Origin of the sequence: Shewanella oncorhynchi (assembly GCF_012584455.1) — a bacterium.
Classification (GTDB): Bacteria; Pseudomonadota; Gammaproteobacteria; order Enterobacterales; family Shewanellaceae; genus Shewanella; species Shewanella oncorhynchi.
Genome location: NZ_JABAEB010000006.1, coordinates 13734 through 33568, shown reverse-complemented (window position 1 = coordinate 33568; position 19835 = coordinate 13734). Strand labels below are relative to the sequence as shown.

The following is a 19835-nucleotide window of genomic DNA, read 5'->3' as shown; positions in this document are numbered from 1 at the left end:
ACATTTTAAGATATGGCTTTTAGATTTATTCTAACCATGAAACTAAGGATTTAAACATTGATTAAAAAGGACATTATTACACTTAAGGATCTACAAGCCGTTATTGCCTTGTTTGACGCCATAGCACCAGATGCCGCTTTACCTAAGCGTTATTATGAAAAAACCCGCTATATCCAGTGGTCAGAATTTAAAGACATGCAGGTATATGCACTCGACTTTGAGCCCTATTTAACGATTAGCCAGCGTTGTAATATGACGTATTTTGGCATACATCAAAGTACGCGACGTTTATACCTAGCACAGTGTAATGATGCTGGCCACGCACCGCGCTGGGAAGCGAGACCAGTGACCTTAGCGCAACTGATGGATGTCGAGTTAATGGTGAATTTACATAAAAATCATGCCTATAACTTAGGGCTAAACATCTGTTTTGATCTGAACTACTTACTCTGATCTTTTGTATTAATGTACAAATTCGGATGACTAAATATCGGTGGTGGGCCAAGCAATATCAGTTGCTAAAATCAATCAATTTGAAATTATCAATGTCACCCGCAACGTTTTTCCAGTACCCGAATGCACAAGGACAACGGATCTGATTATGCTCGCTCGAGCCAAGAGTTAGCCGTTTGGTTCGCTCAAAACTAAGCTGTAGCGAAAGGATGTTTTGGTAAACCCTATACTTTCATAGTATTGCTGTGTGGCAATGCGCTGCATCGATGTAGTGAGTTCTAGTAACTGGCAATTCTCTTGCTTTCCCCTCTCTTTCGCAAAGGCAATCAACTGAGAGCCAACGCCCTGACCCCGCATGTCGGCATCCACCACAATTGCGGTTATACGACAGATACGACTCAAGGCGGGGAAATAATCAAAGAACATTAAGGCCATCACAGCGACAACTTGCAGGTCACCCTGCACATTATGTTGCTCATACACCAGTAATTCATCACTGCGGCGCAGAGAATCATGCTGATATTGGCTTAACGTCTGGGCTAAAGCGGCATGGGGCAAAGAATAACCGAGTTGCTCAAGTAATACCTGCACACTATCTGTATCCTGTAAGCGGGCTAACCGAATGTTTTTATTCACCATGAGATACCATGCTGTAATCTGCCTAAAGGTAAGTGTCACTCGTACTGGGTTGCACAGTTTAGATGACGGTGACGAAGCAATAGTCCAACGACATTGCCATCTCACGCCACAAAAATCAAAATAAACCCGACAAAGGCACAACCCCATATTTGCAATGCGATGTAATGCGTTAAAATTCACCACTTAATAGCCATCAGTCAGCAAAACCTTGCACTCATAGGGGCAAGAAAACTAAGATGACAGCGGCTGTACTATAGGATGATATTCGTATTGCCACAGGCCGATGTCATCCGATTTTGCTCACTTTGAGGAATCACTCACAATGTCTAAGATCAACCTGCTTTTGCTGTGCGGCGGCGGAAGTGCCGAACACGATATTTCACTCATGTCGGCCAATTATTTTGAAACCTCACTGGCAAAATCCGAGCAGTTTTGTGTATTGCGAGTCGAACTGGATAAATTTGGTCAATACCGCACCGCTGCGGGTGATGATTGTGAACTGACCAATAGCCGTGAAATTCGCTTCCGAGATGAGAGCAAAGCCCCATGGCCGGTCGATTACGTCATTCCCTGCATTCATGGCTATCCCGGCGAAACAGGTGACATTCAATCCTATTTTAACCTAATCCAACTGCCCTATTTTGGCTGTGAATCCGAGGCTAGCAGTAACTGCTTTAATAAGATCACCGCTAAAATGTGGTTCTCGGCCTTAGGTATTCCGAATACCCCGTATATTTTTCTAAACCAATTCGATGATGCAGCAATAGAGCAAACCCAAGCCGCATTAGCACTATGGGGATCCATCTTCGTCAAAGCGGCCTCACAAGGTTCCTCTGTTGGTTGTTATAAAGTCGATGACAGCGATAAAGTCGCTGGCGTGCTTAAAGATGCTTTCGGCTATGCGCCCTATGTTATCGTTGAAAAAACCATTAAAGCTCGTGAGTTAGAAGTCGCAGTATACGAGTACAACGGTGAAGTGGTGGCGACAGTACCAGGTGAAATCATCTGTGATACCAACACCTTCTACACCTTCGATGAGAAATACGCCAAAAACAGTAAAGCACGCACCGATGTGGTGGCACAGCATGTGTCGGCTGAGATCAGTGAACAAATCCGCGCCTATGCAATCAAGGCATTTAAAGGTATGAAATTGCGTCACCTGTCGCGCATCGACTTTTTCTTAACCGCGGACAATGAGATTTTACTAAATGAAATCAATACCTTCCCAGGTTCCACGCCGATTTCTATGTTCCCCAAAATGCTGCAGAATCACGGTCATGACTTTACTGAATACTTGAGTCTAGTGATTAACAGCCAGATAACAGCTAAATCTTAGCGCTCACCCATCTGACTCAATGTGAACGCAGAGACTCAGTGCAGCACCTGTTTTCAGTAATAAAAAGAGCGCCTCGGCGCTCTTTTTATTTATTACTTTTTCAATGTTTTATATCTAAAACTTGAATTATTACCTTACATCTAAACCCAATATCAAAATCAGACTGTCACTGATTAAGCCGCCCTCACATCTAGGTCAAACATCTAGGTCAAACATCAAGGTCAAACATCAAGGTCAAACGTCAAAACCCTTATGCAGCTCAGCTTGCTTTGCCAACAGGGCAAAGAATGCAGCTTTGGGCATAGGCTTATAAAATAAATATCCTTGAATTTCTTGAATATGATTCGCCATTACAAATTTAAGCTGGGACTCAGTTTCTACCCCTTCTGCCGTCACAGTTAAATCTAACGCATGGCTTAAACGCACTATGGCCTCCACCAACGCTTCGTGACGTTTGCCTTCATCTAATCTGTCGATAAAGCTCTTATCGATTTTAATTTGATCGATAGGAAAATTAGCTAAATAAGATAGAGATGAGTAACCCGTCCCAAAATCATCTAAGGAGATTTTAATCCCTTTAACTCGCAAACCATTAAGTACATCAATAAGATACGTATGCTGCTTCATCAATAAAGATTCAGTGATCTCAAGGGTTAATCTGTCATAAGGGAAATCTGTCACCTCAAGTTGCTCGGTAATTGCAGCAAAGGATTCCACAAAGGCATCTTGTAGTTCATGGGACCAAAACTCAAAAGTCGAGACATTCACCGATAAATTAATGGGCCAATTTCGTTCCTGCATCTCTAAAATAGTCTGCATAGCACCAAGGCGAACATCTCGACCAATATCAACGATTAAACCACTGTTTTCAGCGATAGGAATAAATTCATCGGGTGGAATAAACGTTCCCTCATGCTGCCAGCGCAGCAGCACTTCAGCACGGACAATAAGACCTGTGGTCGCATTGACTATAGGTTGGTAATAAAGCTCGAAGGTATGCTGATCTAATGCCTGCTTAAGCTGATTATGAAGGCTAGCAACACGCTCGGCATTTAGCTGCATTTGTTCAGTAAAAAAATGATATCGATTGCGACCATTTGCCTTAGAAATATACATGGCCTGATCGGCACAATTTAACAACTGTTCAAGATCGAGGGCATCTTCAGGAAAACGTGCAATCCCTATACTTACCGAGCTATAAACGCCTTTTCCATCGGCTAGCACATAATGTTTTGCCACATTTTTGTTAATTGTATCTGCAATTTGTGCCAATTCTTTCTGGTTAACAACCCCAGGTAATAGCAAGGCAAACTCATCCCCTCCTAAGCGTGCAAACACCATAGTGTCATCGACACACTCGCTGATCTGTTTAACCACTTGCACTAACAGTGCATCACCTTTGTCATGGCCATGGGTGTCGTTGACTTGCTTAAAGTTATCTAAATCCATCAACATAAAACTAAAGCCGGGAGTCAAACTGTCGGAAGTAATTAACGCTTGGATCTGCTTGAATAACGCATTGCGGTTAGCAAGTCCGGTAAGAGAGTCATTATTGGCCTGATACTTAATCAGCTGCGCCGCTTTCTTACGTTCACTAATATCTGAAAATAGCCATGCAAAACAGGGTTGCTGACCATTGGACTCTCGGAAGGTCGTGACGATAAGGTCAAGATAAAACTCCTCACCATTTCCCCTAAGACCCACCAACTCACCCTGCCACATTCTGTCCTGAGCTAAATGCTCAAATAACCCCACTAATTCATTAGATTGGGATGATGCTAAAAAAATCTTAGGATGAAAGCTAGCAATATCAGTATCTTGAGGGATAACTATATGTCTGAAAGCGGGATTAGCATAGAGAACTGTATCGTCAGAATTGGAAATAACCAGAGCAAGGGGTAACCGGTCAAAAATTTTCACAGCTAAATGCTGAAACTCCATTGCACGACTGCGTTCAATGGCTAAACTCGCCAGTCTTGCCGCCTCTGAAATGAGTTCTAAATCCTGCTCTGTTGGGGACTTTATCGTATCATAATACATGGCAAATGTGCCTAGCACTTTACCATGAGTATCTTTGATAGGTTCTGACCAGCAAGATTTAAGACCTGCACGTAATGGTAGTTCTTTATAATTAACCCAGTAAGGATGTTGAGCGATATCTTCAACGATAACACGCTGCGCATAATAGGCAGCCGTGCCACAAGAACCCACATTGGGGCCAATTTCAACACCATTAATGGCTTGATTGTAACTGTCGGGTAAATTGGGGGCTGCACCTAATAACAGACGTTTACCGTCAGCACTGAGCAGTAACACAGACCCTCTGGTTCCTACTTTTTGAGCTTCGATTTTTAAGACTAAGGCGTGCAAGATTTCATGTAGCGGTGCGCCATTGAGCAGCATAGAAAGAATACTGCTATAACAAGCTATGCTGACATTGTGGGCGAGTTTAACGTCTGCATGATCGAGCAGATCTGGAAGGTTAACGCCGTACGCCATAATTTCCTTAAGAGCAAAGTTGCAATATAAATACTGATTAACAATGTTAAATATTTATAACTTATAAGAAATTCTAGGCACTAATGTTAATTAAGTAAACCCTTTACCTGCGCGGTAAAAGGTTTACTTTAGTCTAAAAAGCAATGCTTTATTCTTGAATACGTTCAAGTTTGGCAAGGTAAAAGCCATCAAAGCCGCTATCGGCTGGGCTGATACTTTCATCCTCAATCAGGCGAAAGTTGGGGTTCTCGGCTAAAAACGCATCCACTTGACCGCGGTTCTCGCAAGGGAAGATAGAACAAGTCGCATAGACAACTATGCCACCGACTTTGACCATGCGGCTATAACTGCTCAAAATGTGTTTTTGCAGTTCCATTAACACGGGTAAACGCTCTACAGTATCACGCCATTTTGCATCGGGATTACGCTTTAATACACCCAAACCAGAGCAAGGCACATCAAGCAATACCCTATCGGCACTGAGCTTTAAGCGTTTAATGGTTTTACTGCTGGCGATAACACGGGTTTCGACATTGTGTGCCCCATTACGACGCGCTCGTTCCTTAAGTTTGTCGAGTTTCCATTGCTCCACATCCATGGCCAACAAGCGTCCTTTGCCCTGCATTTGCGCAGCTATGTGTAAGGTTTTACCGCCCGCGCCTGCGCAAGCATCAATCACTTTCATGCCTGGCTTGGCATCAAGCGCCGCAGCTACGCGCTGAGAGCCCGCATCTTGCTGCTCGAATAAGCCATCTTTAAAGCTTTGTGTACGGAACAAGGCAGAATCGGAGGTCACTTCAAGGGCGGAATCAACCCCATCAACACAGAGCGTGCTCACAAACTCAGCGGCAAGCTTAGCGGCCAGTTCATCACGAGTCACCTTAAGGCCGTTAGCGCGTAAAAAACGTTTCGGCGCAGTACTTAACGCGGCGCGCTCTTTTTCCCAAGACTCACCTAGTTGCTCACGGCCCATAACATCGAGCCACTCAGGGCAACCGTCCCACAACACAGGCTTAGTTTTCGCTTGCTCGATACGCTCAGCTAAACGCGCCTCATCAACTTGCAACGAATATTGCATTTTAGGCAATTCAAGCCCGTGGAATAAATGCCAGGCATTAAGCAATTTAGAGCCAAAACGCTCCATCTCATCTGGACTAATTTCCGCCAGATAACAATATAAATTTAAACGACGTAGGATATCACCCGTCGTTAATGCGATACGCGCCTGCTCGGCGGGTACCAATTGCAACCCAGAAAAATGCTGAGAATAGGCCCGATCTAAGGGTTTCCCTTGGCTCAGCACCATAGTTAAGATACTGATCACTAATTCGTTCGAGCTGGCAGAAAGCGGAGAATTCAACATTTAAAAGGTCACCATGAATGATAAAACCGGAGGATCATAGGAGGTCAGGCCCTAATACGCAAGCGTGCTGGCGCCGAGTTAAGGTTAAAGCCATAAAAAAAAGCGATCCTAAGATCGCTTTTTTGCCACAGTCAGTTTAACCCATTACATTTTTGAGCCTTTAGCCCCGTAGAACAGGATAAAACCATAACAAATCACGGGCAGAATAAAGGCGAGCTGAACGCCAAGATTATCCGCTAACATGCCTTGGAATAAAGGCAAAATCGCGCCGCCCACAATCGCCAAACACAGAATGCCACTGCCCTGTGAAGTGTGTGGACCTAAATCACGAAGCGCTAAGCTGAAGATCGTTGGGAACATAATCGAGTTAAATAATCCCACCCCAAGGATTGCCCACATGGCAATGCTGCCACTGGTTGTCATCGCTGCAACCACAAGTAGCGCCGCCATAAAAGCATTAAATGCAAGCACTGAGCCTGCTGGTACTTTTTGCATCACCACAGAGCCAATGAAACGTCCCACCATAGCGCCGCCCCAATAATAGGCGATGTAATGGGCGGCTTCGGCTTCTGGCATACCCGCTATATGGCTTTCACCTAAGAAGCTAACTAAAAAGCTACCGATAGACACTTCTGCGCCGACATACACGAAAATACCCACAGCACCGAGCACTAAGTGCTTGCTTTGTAAGGCACTGGTTTTACCTAGATGGGTCTGAACTTCACCTTGAACACTTTCATCATGCTCACGGATCACAGGTAAATCTAACTTTGCAAAAATCAACGCTAAAATTGCCAAGGCGCCAGAAAGTAACAGGTATGGCAGTTTAACCACTTCTGCTTCAGCGCTCGCTTGGGCTAAATCGCCTGATACTGAACTGGCAACAGAAAGAATTAACATAGCACCAAAAAACGGCGCGACCGTTGTGCCTAAGGCGTTGAACGCTTGCGTTAAATTCAAACGACTCGACGCAGTTTCGCTACTGCCTAAGGCATTGACATAAGGATTGGCTGCCACTTGCAGGATTGTGATGCCTGATGCCAAAACAAATAATGCACCGAGGAACAAGTTGTAAGTAGCGAGGGCCGCCGCAGGATAAAACAGCGCACAACCAATACTTGCAATCACGAGACCAGAAACAATTCCCTTTTGATAACCCAGCTTTTTCACTAAGTTACCCGCAGGGATTGAGACTAGAAAATAAGCACCGAAGAAACAAAACTGGATCAACATGGCTTGAGTATAATTCAGTGAAAACACCGCTTTAAGATGCGGGATCAGAATATCGTTCAAGCAGGTGATAAAACCCCACATAAAAAACAGTGAAGTCAATGAGATCAAGGCAAAACGATAACTGCCCGACCCATTTTCGCCAGTGCTGCTCGTGTAGCTACCGGTATTAATTGATGACGCCATAGTTATTCTCTCTGTATGTTTTTATTATCAGGAACTAATTAAGGTTACATTCCCCATGGTGCCCGTGGGCGGGTTTATATCGAACTGTGGGCTTGGGATCCCGTATCTATAACACTTCAACCGAATAAAAATGAATCATTTTCACTTTAACATTGCATAAAAGCTGGTAAATGCCGAAAACTTCAGCTGATTGTTTTCTATTTGTGCGGTTTTAAGGCCGTGTCCCGTCAGCGGTTCACTGATTTCAAATGCAGAGAAATCAAACTCGACCTCGGTATCACCTAAATTGAATCCCACGAACACTTTTATATCGCCTAAGGTGCGAACAAAGGCCAAAATGGGCTCCTTTGTATCAACAAATTTAATATCACCTTCAACTAACACTGGGTGTAACTTACGCCAAGCCAGAAAACGTCGATAACCGTTGAGCATGGAATCAGCATCAGATTCTTGTACATCCACAGCTAACGCTTGGTGCGCAGGTGCAATTGGCAGCCAAGGAGAAACATCACTAAAGCCACTAAAGTCAGCGCCTTGCTGCCACGGCATTGGCGTACGGCAACCATCACGCCCCTTAAACATAGGCCAAAATGTTTTGCCAAAGGGATCTTGCAGCTCATGATATTCAATTGGCGCCTCAGTTAGACCGAGTTCTTCACCTTGATAACTACATATACTGCCGCGCAGCGAACTTAGCATGGCATTGAGCATTTTGACCATGTCTGAATTCTGTTTACCTTGCCCCCAACGACTCGCTACGCGCTGCACATCATGATTGCCGATAGCCCAACATGGCCAGCCATCACCTATGCTCGCTTCCAAAGCCTCTACGGTTTGGCGAATATAACTTGCGCTGTAATCATCAGTCAGCAGCTCAAAACTGTAGGCCATATGCAGGCGATCTTCGCCCTTAGTGTAGGCAGCCATTACAGCCAAAGAATCTTCGGCAGAGACTTCGCCTAAGGTCACCGCTTCTGGATAGCGATTGATGAGCTTTCGTAAATCTTCAATAAAAGCGATGGTTTGCGGACGGTCATTATTGTAGTAATGGTATTGATATGCGTAAGGGTTATCTTCACTGAAACCACGGCCCTGACGTTTATCCTTAGGTTTTGCCGGATTATCCCTGAGCAGTTCATCGTGATAACAAAAGGTAATGGCATCTAAGCGGAAGCCATCTACCCCCTTTTTAAGCCAAAATTCAACGTTATCCAGCACAGCTTGGCGCACTTCGGGATGATGGAAATTAATATCGGGCTGACTACGCAGGAAGTTATGTAAATAGTATTGCTGTCTGCGCGGTTCCCACTCCCAAGCACAACCGCCAAAAATCGCGAGCCAGTTGTTAGGCGCTGTACCGTCTTCCTTAGGATCGGCCCACACATACCAATCCGCCTTGGGATTCGTACGGTTTTCGCGGCTCTCGATAAACCACGCATGTTGGTCCGAGGTATGACTTAATACTTGATCAATAATGACCTTAATACCTAAACCGTGGGCTTTTTCAATCAATTCATCGAAATCATGCATAGTGCCAAAAAGAGGGTCAACTTCACGGTAATCACTGATGTCGTAGCCAAAATCTGCCATAGGAGATTTAAAGAAAGGTGAAATCCAGATGGCGTCGACATTGAGACTCGCAATGTAATCCAGCTTTATGATAATGCCGCGTAAATCCCCGACGCCGTCGCCATTGGTATCTAAAAGGCTACGCGGATAAATTTGGTAAATCACTGCACCACGCCACCACGTTAACTCACTCATTGTTGCCCCTTTTATCATTATTCTACAGCGAACTTTCCCTGACACACTCAAGCAAACAGTTATCGTTTTGTTACTGCAGAGTAAAGTCATCGCGGCTTCTTTTGTGTTACCGAGCATACGTGAAGAGGGAAATAAGGTTCAATACACCTGCATACGTATGCAGAAGATGCAGCCAATAGTCACATGACATCACAATGAAATTTACTTTTTATTAACAGTCACTTGATTGCAAAATAAAATCATTTTATTCCCTGAGTTCACCCTCTATCACAGTCTATTCTTAACTCTGCTAGGTATTGAATACGTATGCACTCTGTTGTTCAGCTAAGAAACTCGGGAGTAGTATCTTCACCGTTGCATAACAATTTGGTCATAAACGCAGCACTTATGCAGTCAATTAAGCGCCCATATACCAAAAAAAGGCCGCAAAAATAACGCGGTGATAACGATAAAACGCTCTACAAAGCGATAAAGCGACTCCAAGGGGAAGAGAGATATGATGCGATTTAAACCCAGTTTGCTAACCTTAGCGCTCATCGCCGCAGGTGCCAGTATGCACTCCTATGCGGCAGATGAAGTGACCACAGATAAGGAAGCAAAAGCAAAAGAAGCTGCTATTGAGGTTATTGAAGTTAAAGGCTTTAGAACCAGTGTCATCAAATCACTAAATGATAAACGCTTTGGAGATACCGTCTCTGAATCGATTTCAGCAGATGATCTTGGCGCCCTTCCCGATCAGTCAATCGCTGATGCACTGACTCGCTTACCTGGCGTGACCGCAGTGCGCACTGGTGGACAAGCAAGCGGCCTCAATATTCGAGGTCTTGATGGTGATTTCGTCTTTGCAACACTTAATGGACACGAACAAGTGACAACGGGCGGTAAACGCGCGATTGAGTTTGACCAATATCCATCCGAATTAATTAGTCAAGCCGCCGTCTATAAAACACCAAAAGCCTCGCTGATTGAAGGTGGCGTCGCCGGTACGGTAGAATTAAAAACCGCAGATCCCTTAAAAAGCGACAAAGACCAATCATTTAATATCAATGCTCGCGGCAGTTTTAATGACAGAGCGGATGAGATTTCCGATGCCGATCAATATGGCAACCGTCTTAGCTTTGCCTATCAAGGCAAATTCCTTGAAGATACACTCGGTGTGGCGCTAGGCTATGCCCATTTGTACCAACCTTATGTTGCCAGTCAATTCATTGGTTTACGTTTCAATGACGGTAAACAAGATGTCAATGGCGATAATATTTTAGAATCAAACAGTGAAGGTTTTGAACTGCAGCAAAAAGGTGGTGATGATACTCGCGATGGTTATATGGCGGCTATCCATTGGCAACCTACAGACAATCTTAGTGTGAAAAGTGATTTATTCCATTCAAAATTCACTTCCGAAAACTTTGCTAGAGGCTTCCGAGTCAAGTCATTAAAAAATGGTACTTTCAGTGATCCCGTTGTCGAAAATGGCTCTATTACTGGTGGAACCATATCAACCACTGGCAATGATAACTTTGCTGTTTTTGTGATTAACGATAACGACTCAAAATATTCAGAACTGACATCAGGCTCAGTCAATATTGAGTGGAATAATGGCGGCGCCTTGACTATCGCAGGTGATGTGAGCTATTCAAAAGCCGATGGCGAGTTCGTCAACGGTGGTACGCGTGCCGTTCTATATGATGATATAGGTAATGAAGTACGCTCAGCAGAATCAATCACCTATAGACTACATGGATTGAATCCTGCGGATGTCAGTTTTTCACACGACTATACAGATACGGCGACTTTGGGTTTAAAAGAAGTGGGTATGTGGCCATACGATCAACAAAACGATCTTGTCGCCTACAAGTTAGACTTTAACTATGTGTTAGATTCTGGTTTCTTAACTTCAGTTGATTTTGGTCTGCGCTACTCAGAACGTGAGTTTAATGCGCAACGTTCACAAGCAGGTTATGGTTTTGAATTTGGTAAAAACCCAACTAACCAGCCCGTGCTTCAAATGAACACTGACATGACAAATGTCGTCAACTTTGGCGGTGAATTATCTGGTTACCCTAACTTCCTTTCCGTTGATTTTAACAAAGCCATTGAGCTGATTAACGCACAGTTAGCGGCAACAGGACAATCCCCTTTCACCCCGACAGCCAATTGGTCTAATAACTGGACCATGATCCAAAGCGGTTCGGTCAATGAAGATGTATTAGCTGGCTATGTCCAAGGTAATCTCGAGTTTGACTTAGGCGATATGAAAGTCACGGGTAACGTGGGCGTGCGTGTTGTTCAAACAGATCAAAGCAGTAAAGGTCTACAACAAGTTGGCTATGGCCTAGGTGAAGCGATTACTGATGAACTTGGCGTGATCAGTACCGATTATATCCGTAACGAGATAGGTAAAACCTATACCGATTATTTACCGTCACTCAACTTAACTTTCCACCTCACTGAAAATGATCAACTGCGCTTTGCTGCAGCCTCTGTGATGTCACGTCCTCCAATCGACAAGCTAAAGTCAGGCATGGGATCTTGGTATGACGATTCTGCTACACCGGGATACAAAAAGTACAATGCTTGGGGTAACACCAGTCCTCTACTCGATCCGTTCTATGCAGATCAATACGACTTATCTTACGAGCACTATTTTGAAGATTCTGAAGGTGCGGTTGTCGTAGCCTTGTTCTACAAAGATATTAAATCCTTTATCAACAACTTTACAATCCAACCATTTGATTTTGAAGGTAATGGATTTATCGTCCCCGATACTATTATCGATAATGGTGTTGAATTCCCAGTAGTAAAAGATGAAGGTCAATATCAAACTGCAATCAACAACGACAATGGCGGCTACATTCGTGGTGTTGAGTTAGGTTATACCCAAATATTTGATTTCCTACCCTCGCCACTCAGCGGTCTTGGCTTCACTGGCAGCTACTCGTATTCAGACAGTGAAGTGGAATTTACCACAGATTTAAGTGGTTCAAACTTAACCATTCCATTACCAGGGTTATCAGAAAGCGTACTCAACACCACCTTGTTCTATACTCTGGATGGTTTCGATACTCGCGTCAGCATGAGATATCGTAGTAGCTATGTTTCAGAACAAGTGGCAGTTGAATCACAACTTGCTTTCTTCGATGCCGAAACAATTGTGGATTATCAAGCTTCATACGCACTGGAAAATGGACTTAAGTTCTTATTCCAAATTAATAACTTAACCGATGAGCCGAACAAAACCTATTTTGGTGAAGAACATCAAACAGGAACAATCCAATACTTCGGTAGACAGTACTTCCTAGGGTTAAGTTACTCTTTATAAACTACCCCAAATAAAGCCTGCTTCAATTAAGAAGCAGGCTTTTGCTTATGCAGATTTCAGCATTTCTAACATTCATCATGCCAGCACGTTTTACTTCTTTCTCTTTAAAAGGCTTACATTATGATCCGTCAAAACCTAATGATTGCACTTTATTTATGCTTGGTTTGCTCTTCATTTAATACGGCCTATGCAAACACCTTTGAGCCAGATATATCGACGGACGTTAAGCTTGAACCCGCTTTTTGGTGGGCGGGAATGCACAATCCTGAGTTACAGCTGATGCTGTATAGCCGCAAACTTCCAAGCTTACCGCAACAGATTAAAGTTGATATACAAGGAAAAGGCATCACACTCAAAAGCCTTGAGCATACTGATAACCCTCACTATTTGTTTATCAATTTAGATCTGAGTCAAGCTGCGCCGCAAACCTTTGAACTAGTGATTTCAAGCACTGACTCTGCTTCAAAAGCCAATAAACCTCTTTATCGCCTGCCCTATACGTTGCAAGGGCGCGCTAAAGGTAGCCGTGAGCGCCAAGGATTTAGCAATAAGGATGTGATTTACCTTATCACGCCGGACCGATTCGCCAATGGCGACACGAGTAATGACAATCAAGCCGATATGTTAGAGCAAGTCGCGGCTAACTCTCCTAGCAATTCCAGCAACCCCTATTATCCCGATGCTCGCCATGGCGGCGATATCGCAGGGATCAGCCAGCACTTAGATTATCTGGCAAAACTTGGCGTGACTCAGTTATGGATCAATCCACTGCTTGAGAATAATCAAGCCCAGTATTCATACCACGGTTACTCAATTACCAATTTATACCGCGTCGATCCCCGCTTTGGCAGCAACGAGGATTATAAAGCCTTAGTCGCTAAGGCTAACAAACTTGGCCTAGGGGTGATTAAAGATGTTGTGGTGAATCATATCGGCTCTAACCATTGGTGGCTCAACGATTTACCCAGCCATGACTGGCTGAACGATGCCACAAAAACGCAGCTAAAGAATCAAGAATCCAAGCCTAATTTGACTCAGTCTGCCGATGCTAAATCCAGCGCTATCACATCCAGCGTTACCAGCCCCCGTTTCACCAGCCATAGGCGCACTACAGTGCAAGATCCCTACGCGGCAGCGCAAGATCATATTGATTTTGTCGACGGCTGGTTTACCGACACTATGCCAGATCTAAATCAAAGCAATCCAAAACTGGCAACCTATCTTATCCAAAACAGTATTTGGTGGGTCGAGTACGCAGGACTTTCGGGGATACGTGAAGATACTTACTCCTACGCCGACAAAGGGTTTCTCGCTAAATGGTCTAAGGCCGTAATGGCTGAGTACCCAAATTTTAATATTGTTGGCGAAGAATGGACCGCAAACCCCATCACAGTGTCCTATTGGCAAAAGGGCAAAATCAATGCCGATGGCTATACCTCAGATTTACCCAGTTTGATGGACTTCCCGCTATATGAAAAATTGATTGCCAGCCTTAATGAGCCAGAAAGCTGGGATACGGGTTTTATCAAGCTTTACGAGATTTTAGCCAACGATGTTGTGTATGCAGAACCTAGTAAGCTAGTGCTATTTGAAGGCAATCACGACACCAATCGTATCTTCAGTTTAGTGAAAGAAAATATAGACTTATACAAGATGGCCCTCACCTATGTGCTGACCGCCAAACGCATTCCACAGCTGTTCTACGGTACAGAAGTGTTGATGACAAGCCCAACCGAGGGCCGTCACGATGGCGTTGTACGCAGTGATTTTCCCGGCGGGTTTGCCAACAATGCCACGAATGCCTTTACCGGCCAAGGACTGAGTGAACCTCAACGACAAGCGCAGCAATTTATCCGTACCCTACTGAATTACCGTAAACAATCCCCTGCGCTGCAATCGGGCGATTTACTGCACTTTGTGCCGCAGGATGGCATCTATGTGCAATTTCGCTGCTTATTAAATGATCCATTATCAGCTGAACAGAAAGCCGAAGCACTTAAGTCACTAATACAAAACAATTCTCAAACCCAACACAATGCCTGTACTCAGCCCTCGGCCGATAAAGTCATGGTGATTTACAATAAAAATGACAAAGCAGTCACGCTAGATGTAAACCGCTTTGCCAGTGTACTTGGCGATAACCGCGCCGCTACAGATATCATCAGTGGCAACACAGTTTCACTCAATCAAGCGCTTGCATTGCCCCACGCAGGGGTCACTATCCTTGAGCTTAAAGCCAGACTGCAGCTAAATACTGGCTTACCTAGCCGTCAAACCTCTAATCACATGAGTTACTCAGCTAGCGATTTAACTCAGGCTCAAACAACTCACCCAATCAAAAACTCAACCCTAAAAGGAATTCAGTCTTGAGCTTTTTATCGCCTATCTATTCCCGAGTGACTCAGTGCCCTGAAGAGGCTAAATTTCCCATAGTGGCTTTACTTATAACCAAAGCGCCAAAAACCCAGCAGCGCCGACAGTCATCACTCAGCTTATGTTTAAACGCTCTATTCAGTGCCTCTTTATTAACTGCCTCGCTTTTTAGCGTCTCGACCAATGCAAATACATCGATGCAGGCGCTTGATAATGAGTTACTGCCAAAGTCTGAGAGTGAGGTTATGACGCTTAAACCTGTGGTGTATCAAATCTTTACTCGCCTTTATGGCAATAAAAATCCAACCAACAAACCTTGGGGCACGATTGCCGACAATGGCATCGGCAAGTTTAATGATATCAATGATATTGCACTCAATAGCATCAAGGACCTAGGCGTTACCCATGTGTGGTACACGGGCGTTCCCCACCATGCCTTGATTGGTGATTACAGCACGATTGGCGTGAGTACTGATGATCCCGATGTGGTCAAAGGACGCGCGGGCTCACCCTACGCAGTCAAAGATTACTACAACGTCAACCCAGATCTGGCGGTCAATCCCGCCAACCGTTTAGCCGAGTTCGAAGCGCTCATTGCCCGTACCCATCACCACGGCTTAAAGGTGATTATCGATATAGTGCCAAACCATGTGGCGCGCCATTATCAATCCGTTAATAAACCCCAAGGCGTGCGCGATTTTGGCGAAGATGATGATACCAGTCTGGAGTACGCCAAAAACAACAACTTCTATTACGTTGTTGATAAAGTTGATGTTAATAATGGCTCGGAGGGGGCAAAGGGACAAGCGCATGCCTTTGAAGTGCCAAGCTTACCCGCAAATCTTAAACCGCTGGGCGGAGAAGCTCACCCATTAAGTGACGGCAAATTCAACGAATTTCCCGCAAAATGGACTGGTAATGGCTCACGCTTAGCCAAGCCTGATGCCAATGATTGGTACGAAACAGTCAAAATCAATTACGGCGTACGCCCCGATGGCACCTATGACTTCCCTCGCCTGCCAGCCAATTTCGCCACTTTAACGCAGGCGCAGCATTACGCTTTCTGGCAACAACACTTAGCCGAGCTCCCAAGCTCTTGGATTAAATTCAATCAGATTGCCCAGTATTGGCTAGCGAAAGGGGTCGATGGCTTTCGCTATGATATGGCCGAAATGGTGCCAGTGGAGTTTTGGAGCTATCTCAACAGCCAGATAAAACACACAAATCCCGATGCCTTTATCTTGGCCGAGGTCTATAACCCCAAGCTGTATCGAGATTATATCCAACTTGGCAAAATGGATTATCTGTACGATAAGGTCGATCTTTACGACACCCTAAAAGCCGTAATGGCGGGTAAAACCAGCACAGCTAATATCGCGGCAGATCAGGCAAAAGTGCAGGATATTGAATCTCACATGCTGCACTTTTTAGAAAACCACGACGAGCAACGTATTGGTAATGCGGCATTTTTAGCATCGCTACACACAAATAAGCCCACGACAACCCAAGCCGTGAATCCACACTATGCCCTACCCGCTATGGTGGTGTCGGCAACGATAGGTACTTCACCGACGTTAGTGTATTTTGGCCAAGAAGTGGGAGAAGCCGCCATCGACAACCCAGGATTTGGTCATGCATCACGCACCAGTATTTTTGACTATGTAGGCGTCCCTGCGCATCAGCGCTGGATGAACAATGGCAAGTTTGATGGTGGACAATCAACCCTAAAGGAAGTCACTTTGCGGGCTTATTATCAAAAATTACTGAACCTAAGCACAGGTAAAAATGTACCTGCGCTCTTAGGAGAATATTACTCGCTCGATGCAGCCAACCGCAGCGCACAAACCGCCACAATGGATACTCATAGCAATGCAACGGGTTATGATGACAGCACTTTTGCCTTTGTGCGCTTTGAGGAAAATACAGCCAATAAAACGAGCCAAAAACTGATTATTGTGAATAACTTTAATCAAACTCAAGCAAAGCCATTATCCCTTAAGCTACCAAAGCCACTTATCGACCAATGGCAGTTAACGGATGGGACCTATTCACTTAAGGATTTGCTGGAAGACAATAAAGCGCAGTTGGTTGTCAAACAAGGGGAAGGACAAGTTCAGATGCAACTTGCACCGCTGTCTTCAGCCATATTCGAGCTAGAAGATTAAACGAGCAAAAAGCCTAGGTGAGCTAAAAAGTGAAATCGACCGATAGCGTCATGCTAAACTGTGACGCTATCTTTTTTTAACCGTTATACTCTCAAACCTTTCTATCTTATTTGATCACCCTTTAAAAATCACAAAGGAAAGCGATGTTACTCGGCATTCACCATGCAGCGATTATTTGCAGCGACTATCAAAAGTCCAAATACTTTTATGTAACCATTCTTGGCCTTACCGTGCTTGCAGAGCATTTCCGTGAGGCACGTAAGTCCTATAAACTTGATTTGCAACTGGCCGATAAGAGTCAAATTGAGTTGTTTTCATTCGATAATCCGCCCAAACGACCAAGCTATCCCGAAGCCTGTGGACTTAGGCATCTCGCCTTTCGCGTAGCATCAATTGAAACCGCCATCGAACATCTTCATAGCCATCACATTACCGTTGAACCCGTCCGCATTGACGAATACACAGGCAGAAAATTCACCTTCTTTAGCGATCCCGACGGCTTACCCTTAGAGTTATATGAGCTATAGCACGAGTGAAATAAGGCAACATCGCAGCAATAAGATGAATAAAGCTTAATTACGCTACGGGATAGTCAGCATTAGACTCAATAAAACGACGCAGTCGTTTAACCAATAGTTTAAGTAATCGATTGACCAGTTTGACGCTGTGATAAGGTCAAAGCCTACCTAGGCTAACCATTTAGGAACTCAAGATGTTTGATAATCCAGCATTATTACTATGGAGTTTAGTCTTTAGCCTCTTTGGTCTTGGCTTTTTCACCTATGGCAAACGCCAAGCGGCCCCCATCCCTTTAGTCGTTGGCCTCACCCTGATGATTTATCCCTATTTTGTCACCAATCTCGCGTTACTTATCGCTATCGGCATCGCCCTGATCGCACTGCCCTATTTTGTAAGGATATGATTTGGGGTTTATAGAAATGTTTACGGACAGAAGCTACAAAATAAATGGTGAGGTTAATACAACTTCGTATACCTCTACACTCATACCACAATAGGCTGATACAGAATCTCAGGCACTCCACGCTTCTTAAGAAAATATTGCGCCGTCTTTGTTATTTTTTCAGTATGAGAAACAGTTTTCACCTGATAATAACCGCTTAAAATTCGCTTAGTCAGCATGACCGCGAAATCATAATGTTCCTGTTGATAAGGTTCTATTACCTCATTTGTTGGAATTAATTCATTTAGCTCATTCATTTCTAACCAATCCATCGCTTCAGCAAGCCAAAATAGCTTTATGGCAATGGCTAACTCGCATAATGGATGATCCGCAATTGCAATAGGAATCTCATTACCATCATCCCAATTATAATGGTCCAATAAGGCATACAATTCATGTGCTGACGAGATAGTTTTTACAAGGTTTACCGCCTCTTCAACATCCTCGATGTCATAAACAATTCTATCAATAATTTCTGTCATTATATTTAAGTCCTTAATGCTTCAATCAGCCCATTTAACATAGGGTAAAGGAGTGATAAGAACTTAATACAAAGCCCGAAGTAGAAATATCCAAAACATTGAAACTCCTTTTCATTCACCTCACCCCTGATAAATGGGTTCAACTATTCTCGGCAGATGGTTAAACGGCCGAGTGACAAAATTCCCAATAGTGAAAGTATTAATAAAGATAAGCTGCCACCGCCGCTGTAACCTTGTTTATGTTCTATGGTGGCGACGTGCTCTTCCTTAACCCGAGTTTTAAAACGGGCAAGCTCGTCATCTAAATTGACTATCATGTCGTTCACCGCAAGCTCAAAACCCTCGTAGGATTTCTCTCTTAGTGTTGTCGTCACGCCAACAGCGGTTGAACTTTCAGTTAACTGATTAATACCTGGCGCCCTAAATAACATCTTCTGGCTACGCATATCGAAAACGGCTGTATCAACAAAGGTTTGAATCGCATTTTCATTACCGGGGATTAAATACATGCCCACGATAGTCCAATAAAGGATGGCGGACTTGTTCTCGTGGCTTTGCATCAATTGATCGTAAGAAACCAATGCCATCACATCAACATCATGCAGGCGAGCAACCTGCTGCAAGGTTTCAAAACCTTTACCATTTTTAAGATAGGTACTTGGGATCACTTCGATACGATCGATATAGTCATATTTAACAAAGGATTTTTTAACCTTATCAAGTAATGCCATCTGAGTTCGGCTATCAATTGCATCGGCTTGCCAATGGGACGAAGGCAAAAAAGCGATGCCGACGGTAATAGGTAAACGCAGCACAGGTAAGGATGGCTGCTGGGCTTGGCGACTCTTCTCATCAGGGTATAAATATTCAACTAAGCTACTTGATACCGCATTTTTCTCAGTAGTATTACCGTTAAAAAATGCACTACAACCACCCAGTGAAAGCATTGCGAATGAGGCTATACCACAGGCTATTACCTTAAGTTTCATTTGTTTCCCTACCGTATCCATACACTTGCTGTTAATGATGAAAACTGAACCTACAATAATACCAATCACATTAAAT

General features: G+C 44.1%; 14 protein-coding genes. 7 read left to right on the top strand and 7 right to left on the bottom strand.

The genetic code is table 11. The features are described from left to right. Positions 1-57 precede the first annotated feature (57 nt). Positions 58-453 carry a hypothetical protein gene (locus HGO26_RS10810; RefSeq protein WP_211085891.1) on the top strand — a complete coding sequence of 132 codons (396 nt, stop codon included), beginning with the start codon at positions 58-60 and terminating at the stop codon, positions 451-453. Between the two features lie 168 nt (positions 454-621). On the opposite strand, the gene HGO26_RS10805 is transcribed toward HGO26_RS10810, so the two are convergent. Continuing rightward, the gene (locus HGO26_RS10805) at positions 622-1092 is read right to left on the bottom strand and encodes a GNAT family N-acetyltransferase (protein ID WP_168825126.1); all 471 of its coding nucleotides are present in this window, start codon (positions 1090-1092) and stop codon (positions 622-624) included. A gap of 322 nt (positions 1093-1414) precedes the next feature. Between HGO26_RS10805 and HGO26_RS10800 the strand changes: the two genes are divergently transcribed. Beyond that, the gene (locus tag HGO26_RS10800) at positions 1415-2428 is read left to right on the top strand and encodes a D-alanine--D-alanine ligase (protein ID WP_168825124.1); all 1014 of its coding nucleotides are present in this window, start codon (positions 1415-1417) and stop codon (positions 2426-2428) included. Positions 2429-2662: 234 nt separating this feature from the next. Here the strand turns inward: HGO26_RS10800 and HGO26_RS10795 are convergent, their stop codons facing one another. From HGO26_RS10795 to HGO26_RS10780, 4 genes are all read right to left on the bottom strand, one after another. Next, on the bottom strand, positions 2663-4927 hold the full coding sequence (locus tag HGO26_RS10795; protein ID WP_168825121.1) for a sensor domain-containing phosphodiesterase: 2265 nt from the start codon (positions 4925-4927) through the stop codon (positions 2663-2665). 148 nt (positions 4928-5075) lie between these two features. Further along, complete coding sequence (locus tag HGO26_RS10790) at positions 5076-6290, bottom strand: RsmB/NOP family class I SAM-dependent RNA methyltransferase (protein ID WP_168825119.1); 1215 nt, start codon at positions 6288-6290, stop codon at positions 5076-5078. A gap of 144 nt (positions 6291-6434) precedes the next feature. Next, entirely contained in the window at positions 6435-7706 is a 1272-nt protein-coding gene (locus tag HGO26_RS10785) for a sugar MFS transporter (RefSeq protein ID WP_168825117.1), read from the bottom strand. A gap of 141 nt (positions 7707-7847) precedes the next feature. Then, positions 7848-9470 carry an alpha-glucosidase family protein gene (locus HGO26_RS10780; protein WP_168825115.1) on the bottom strand — a complete coding sequence of 541 codons (1623 nt, stop codon included), beginning with the start codon at positions 9468-9470 and terminating at the stop codon, positions 7848-7850. Between the two features lie 496 nt (positions 9471-9966). On the opposite strand from HGO26_RS10780, the gene HGO26_RS10775 reads away from it, so the two are divergent. From HGO26_RS10775 to HGO26_RS10755, 5 genes are all read left to right on the top strand, one after another. Beyond that, positions 9967-12789, top strand: coding sequence for a TonB-dependent receptor (locus tag HGO26_RS10775; protein ID WP_168825113.1), 2823 nt, complete (start codon positions 9967-9969; stop codon positions 12787-12789). A gap of 120 nt (positions 12790-12909) precedes the next feature. Next, positions 12910-15159, top strand: a complete 2250-nt coding sequence (locus HGO26_RS10770; RefSeq protein ID WP_247651539.1) for a glycoside hydrolase family 13 protein — start codon at positions 12910-12912, stop codon at positions 15157-15159. Continuing rightward, complete coding sequence (locus HGO26_RS10765) at positions 15156-17327, top strand: alpha-amylase family protein (RefSeq protein WP_168825111.1); 2172 nt, start codon at positions 15156-15158, stop codon at positions 17325-17327. Before HGO26_RS10770 ends, HGO26_RS10765 begins: the two co-directional genes overlap by 4 nt. Positions 17328-17470: 143 nt before the next feature. After that, positions 17471-17854, top strand: coding sequence for an SMU1112c/YaeR family gloxylase I-like metalloprotein (gloA2, locus tag HGO26_RS10760; protein ID WP_168825109.1), 384 nt, complete (start codon positions 17471-17473; stop codon positions 17852-17854). A 185-nt stretch (positions 17855-18039) separates the two neighbouring features. Then, entirely contained in the window at positions 18040-18249 is a 210-nt protein-coding gene (locus HGO26_RS10755; protein ID WP_168825107.1) for a hypothetical protein, read from the top strand. Between the two features lie 80 nt (positions 18250-18329). Here the strand turns inward: HGO26_RS10755 and HGO26_RS10750 are convergent, their stop codons facing one another. Both HGO26_RS10750 and rhlP read right to left on the bottom strand, forming a co-directional pair. After that, complete coding sequence (locus HGO26_RS10750) at positions 18330-18770, bottom strand: DUF4274 domain-containing protein (protein ID WP_168825105.1); 441 nt, start codon at positions 18768-18770, stop codon at positions 18330-18332. Positions 18771-18913: 143 nt separating this feature from the next. After that, positions 18914-19759 (bottom strand): rhombotarget lipoprotein, encoded by an 846-nt coding sequence (gene rhlP / locus HGO26_RS10745; protein WP_168825103.1) that lies wholly within the window; start codon positions 19757-19759, stop codon positions 18914-18916. Positions 19760-19835 lie beyond the last annotated feature (76 nt).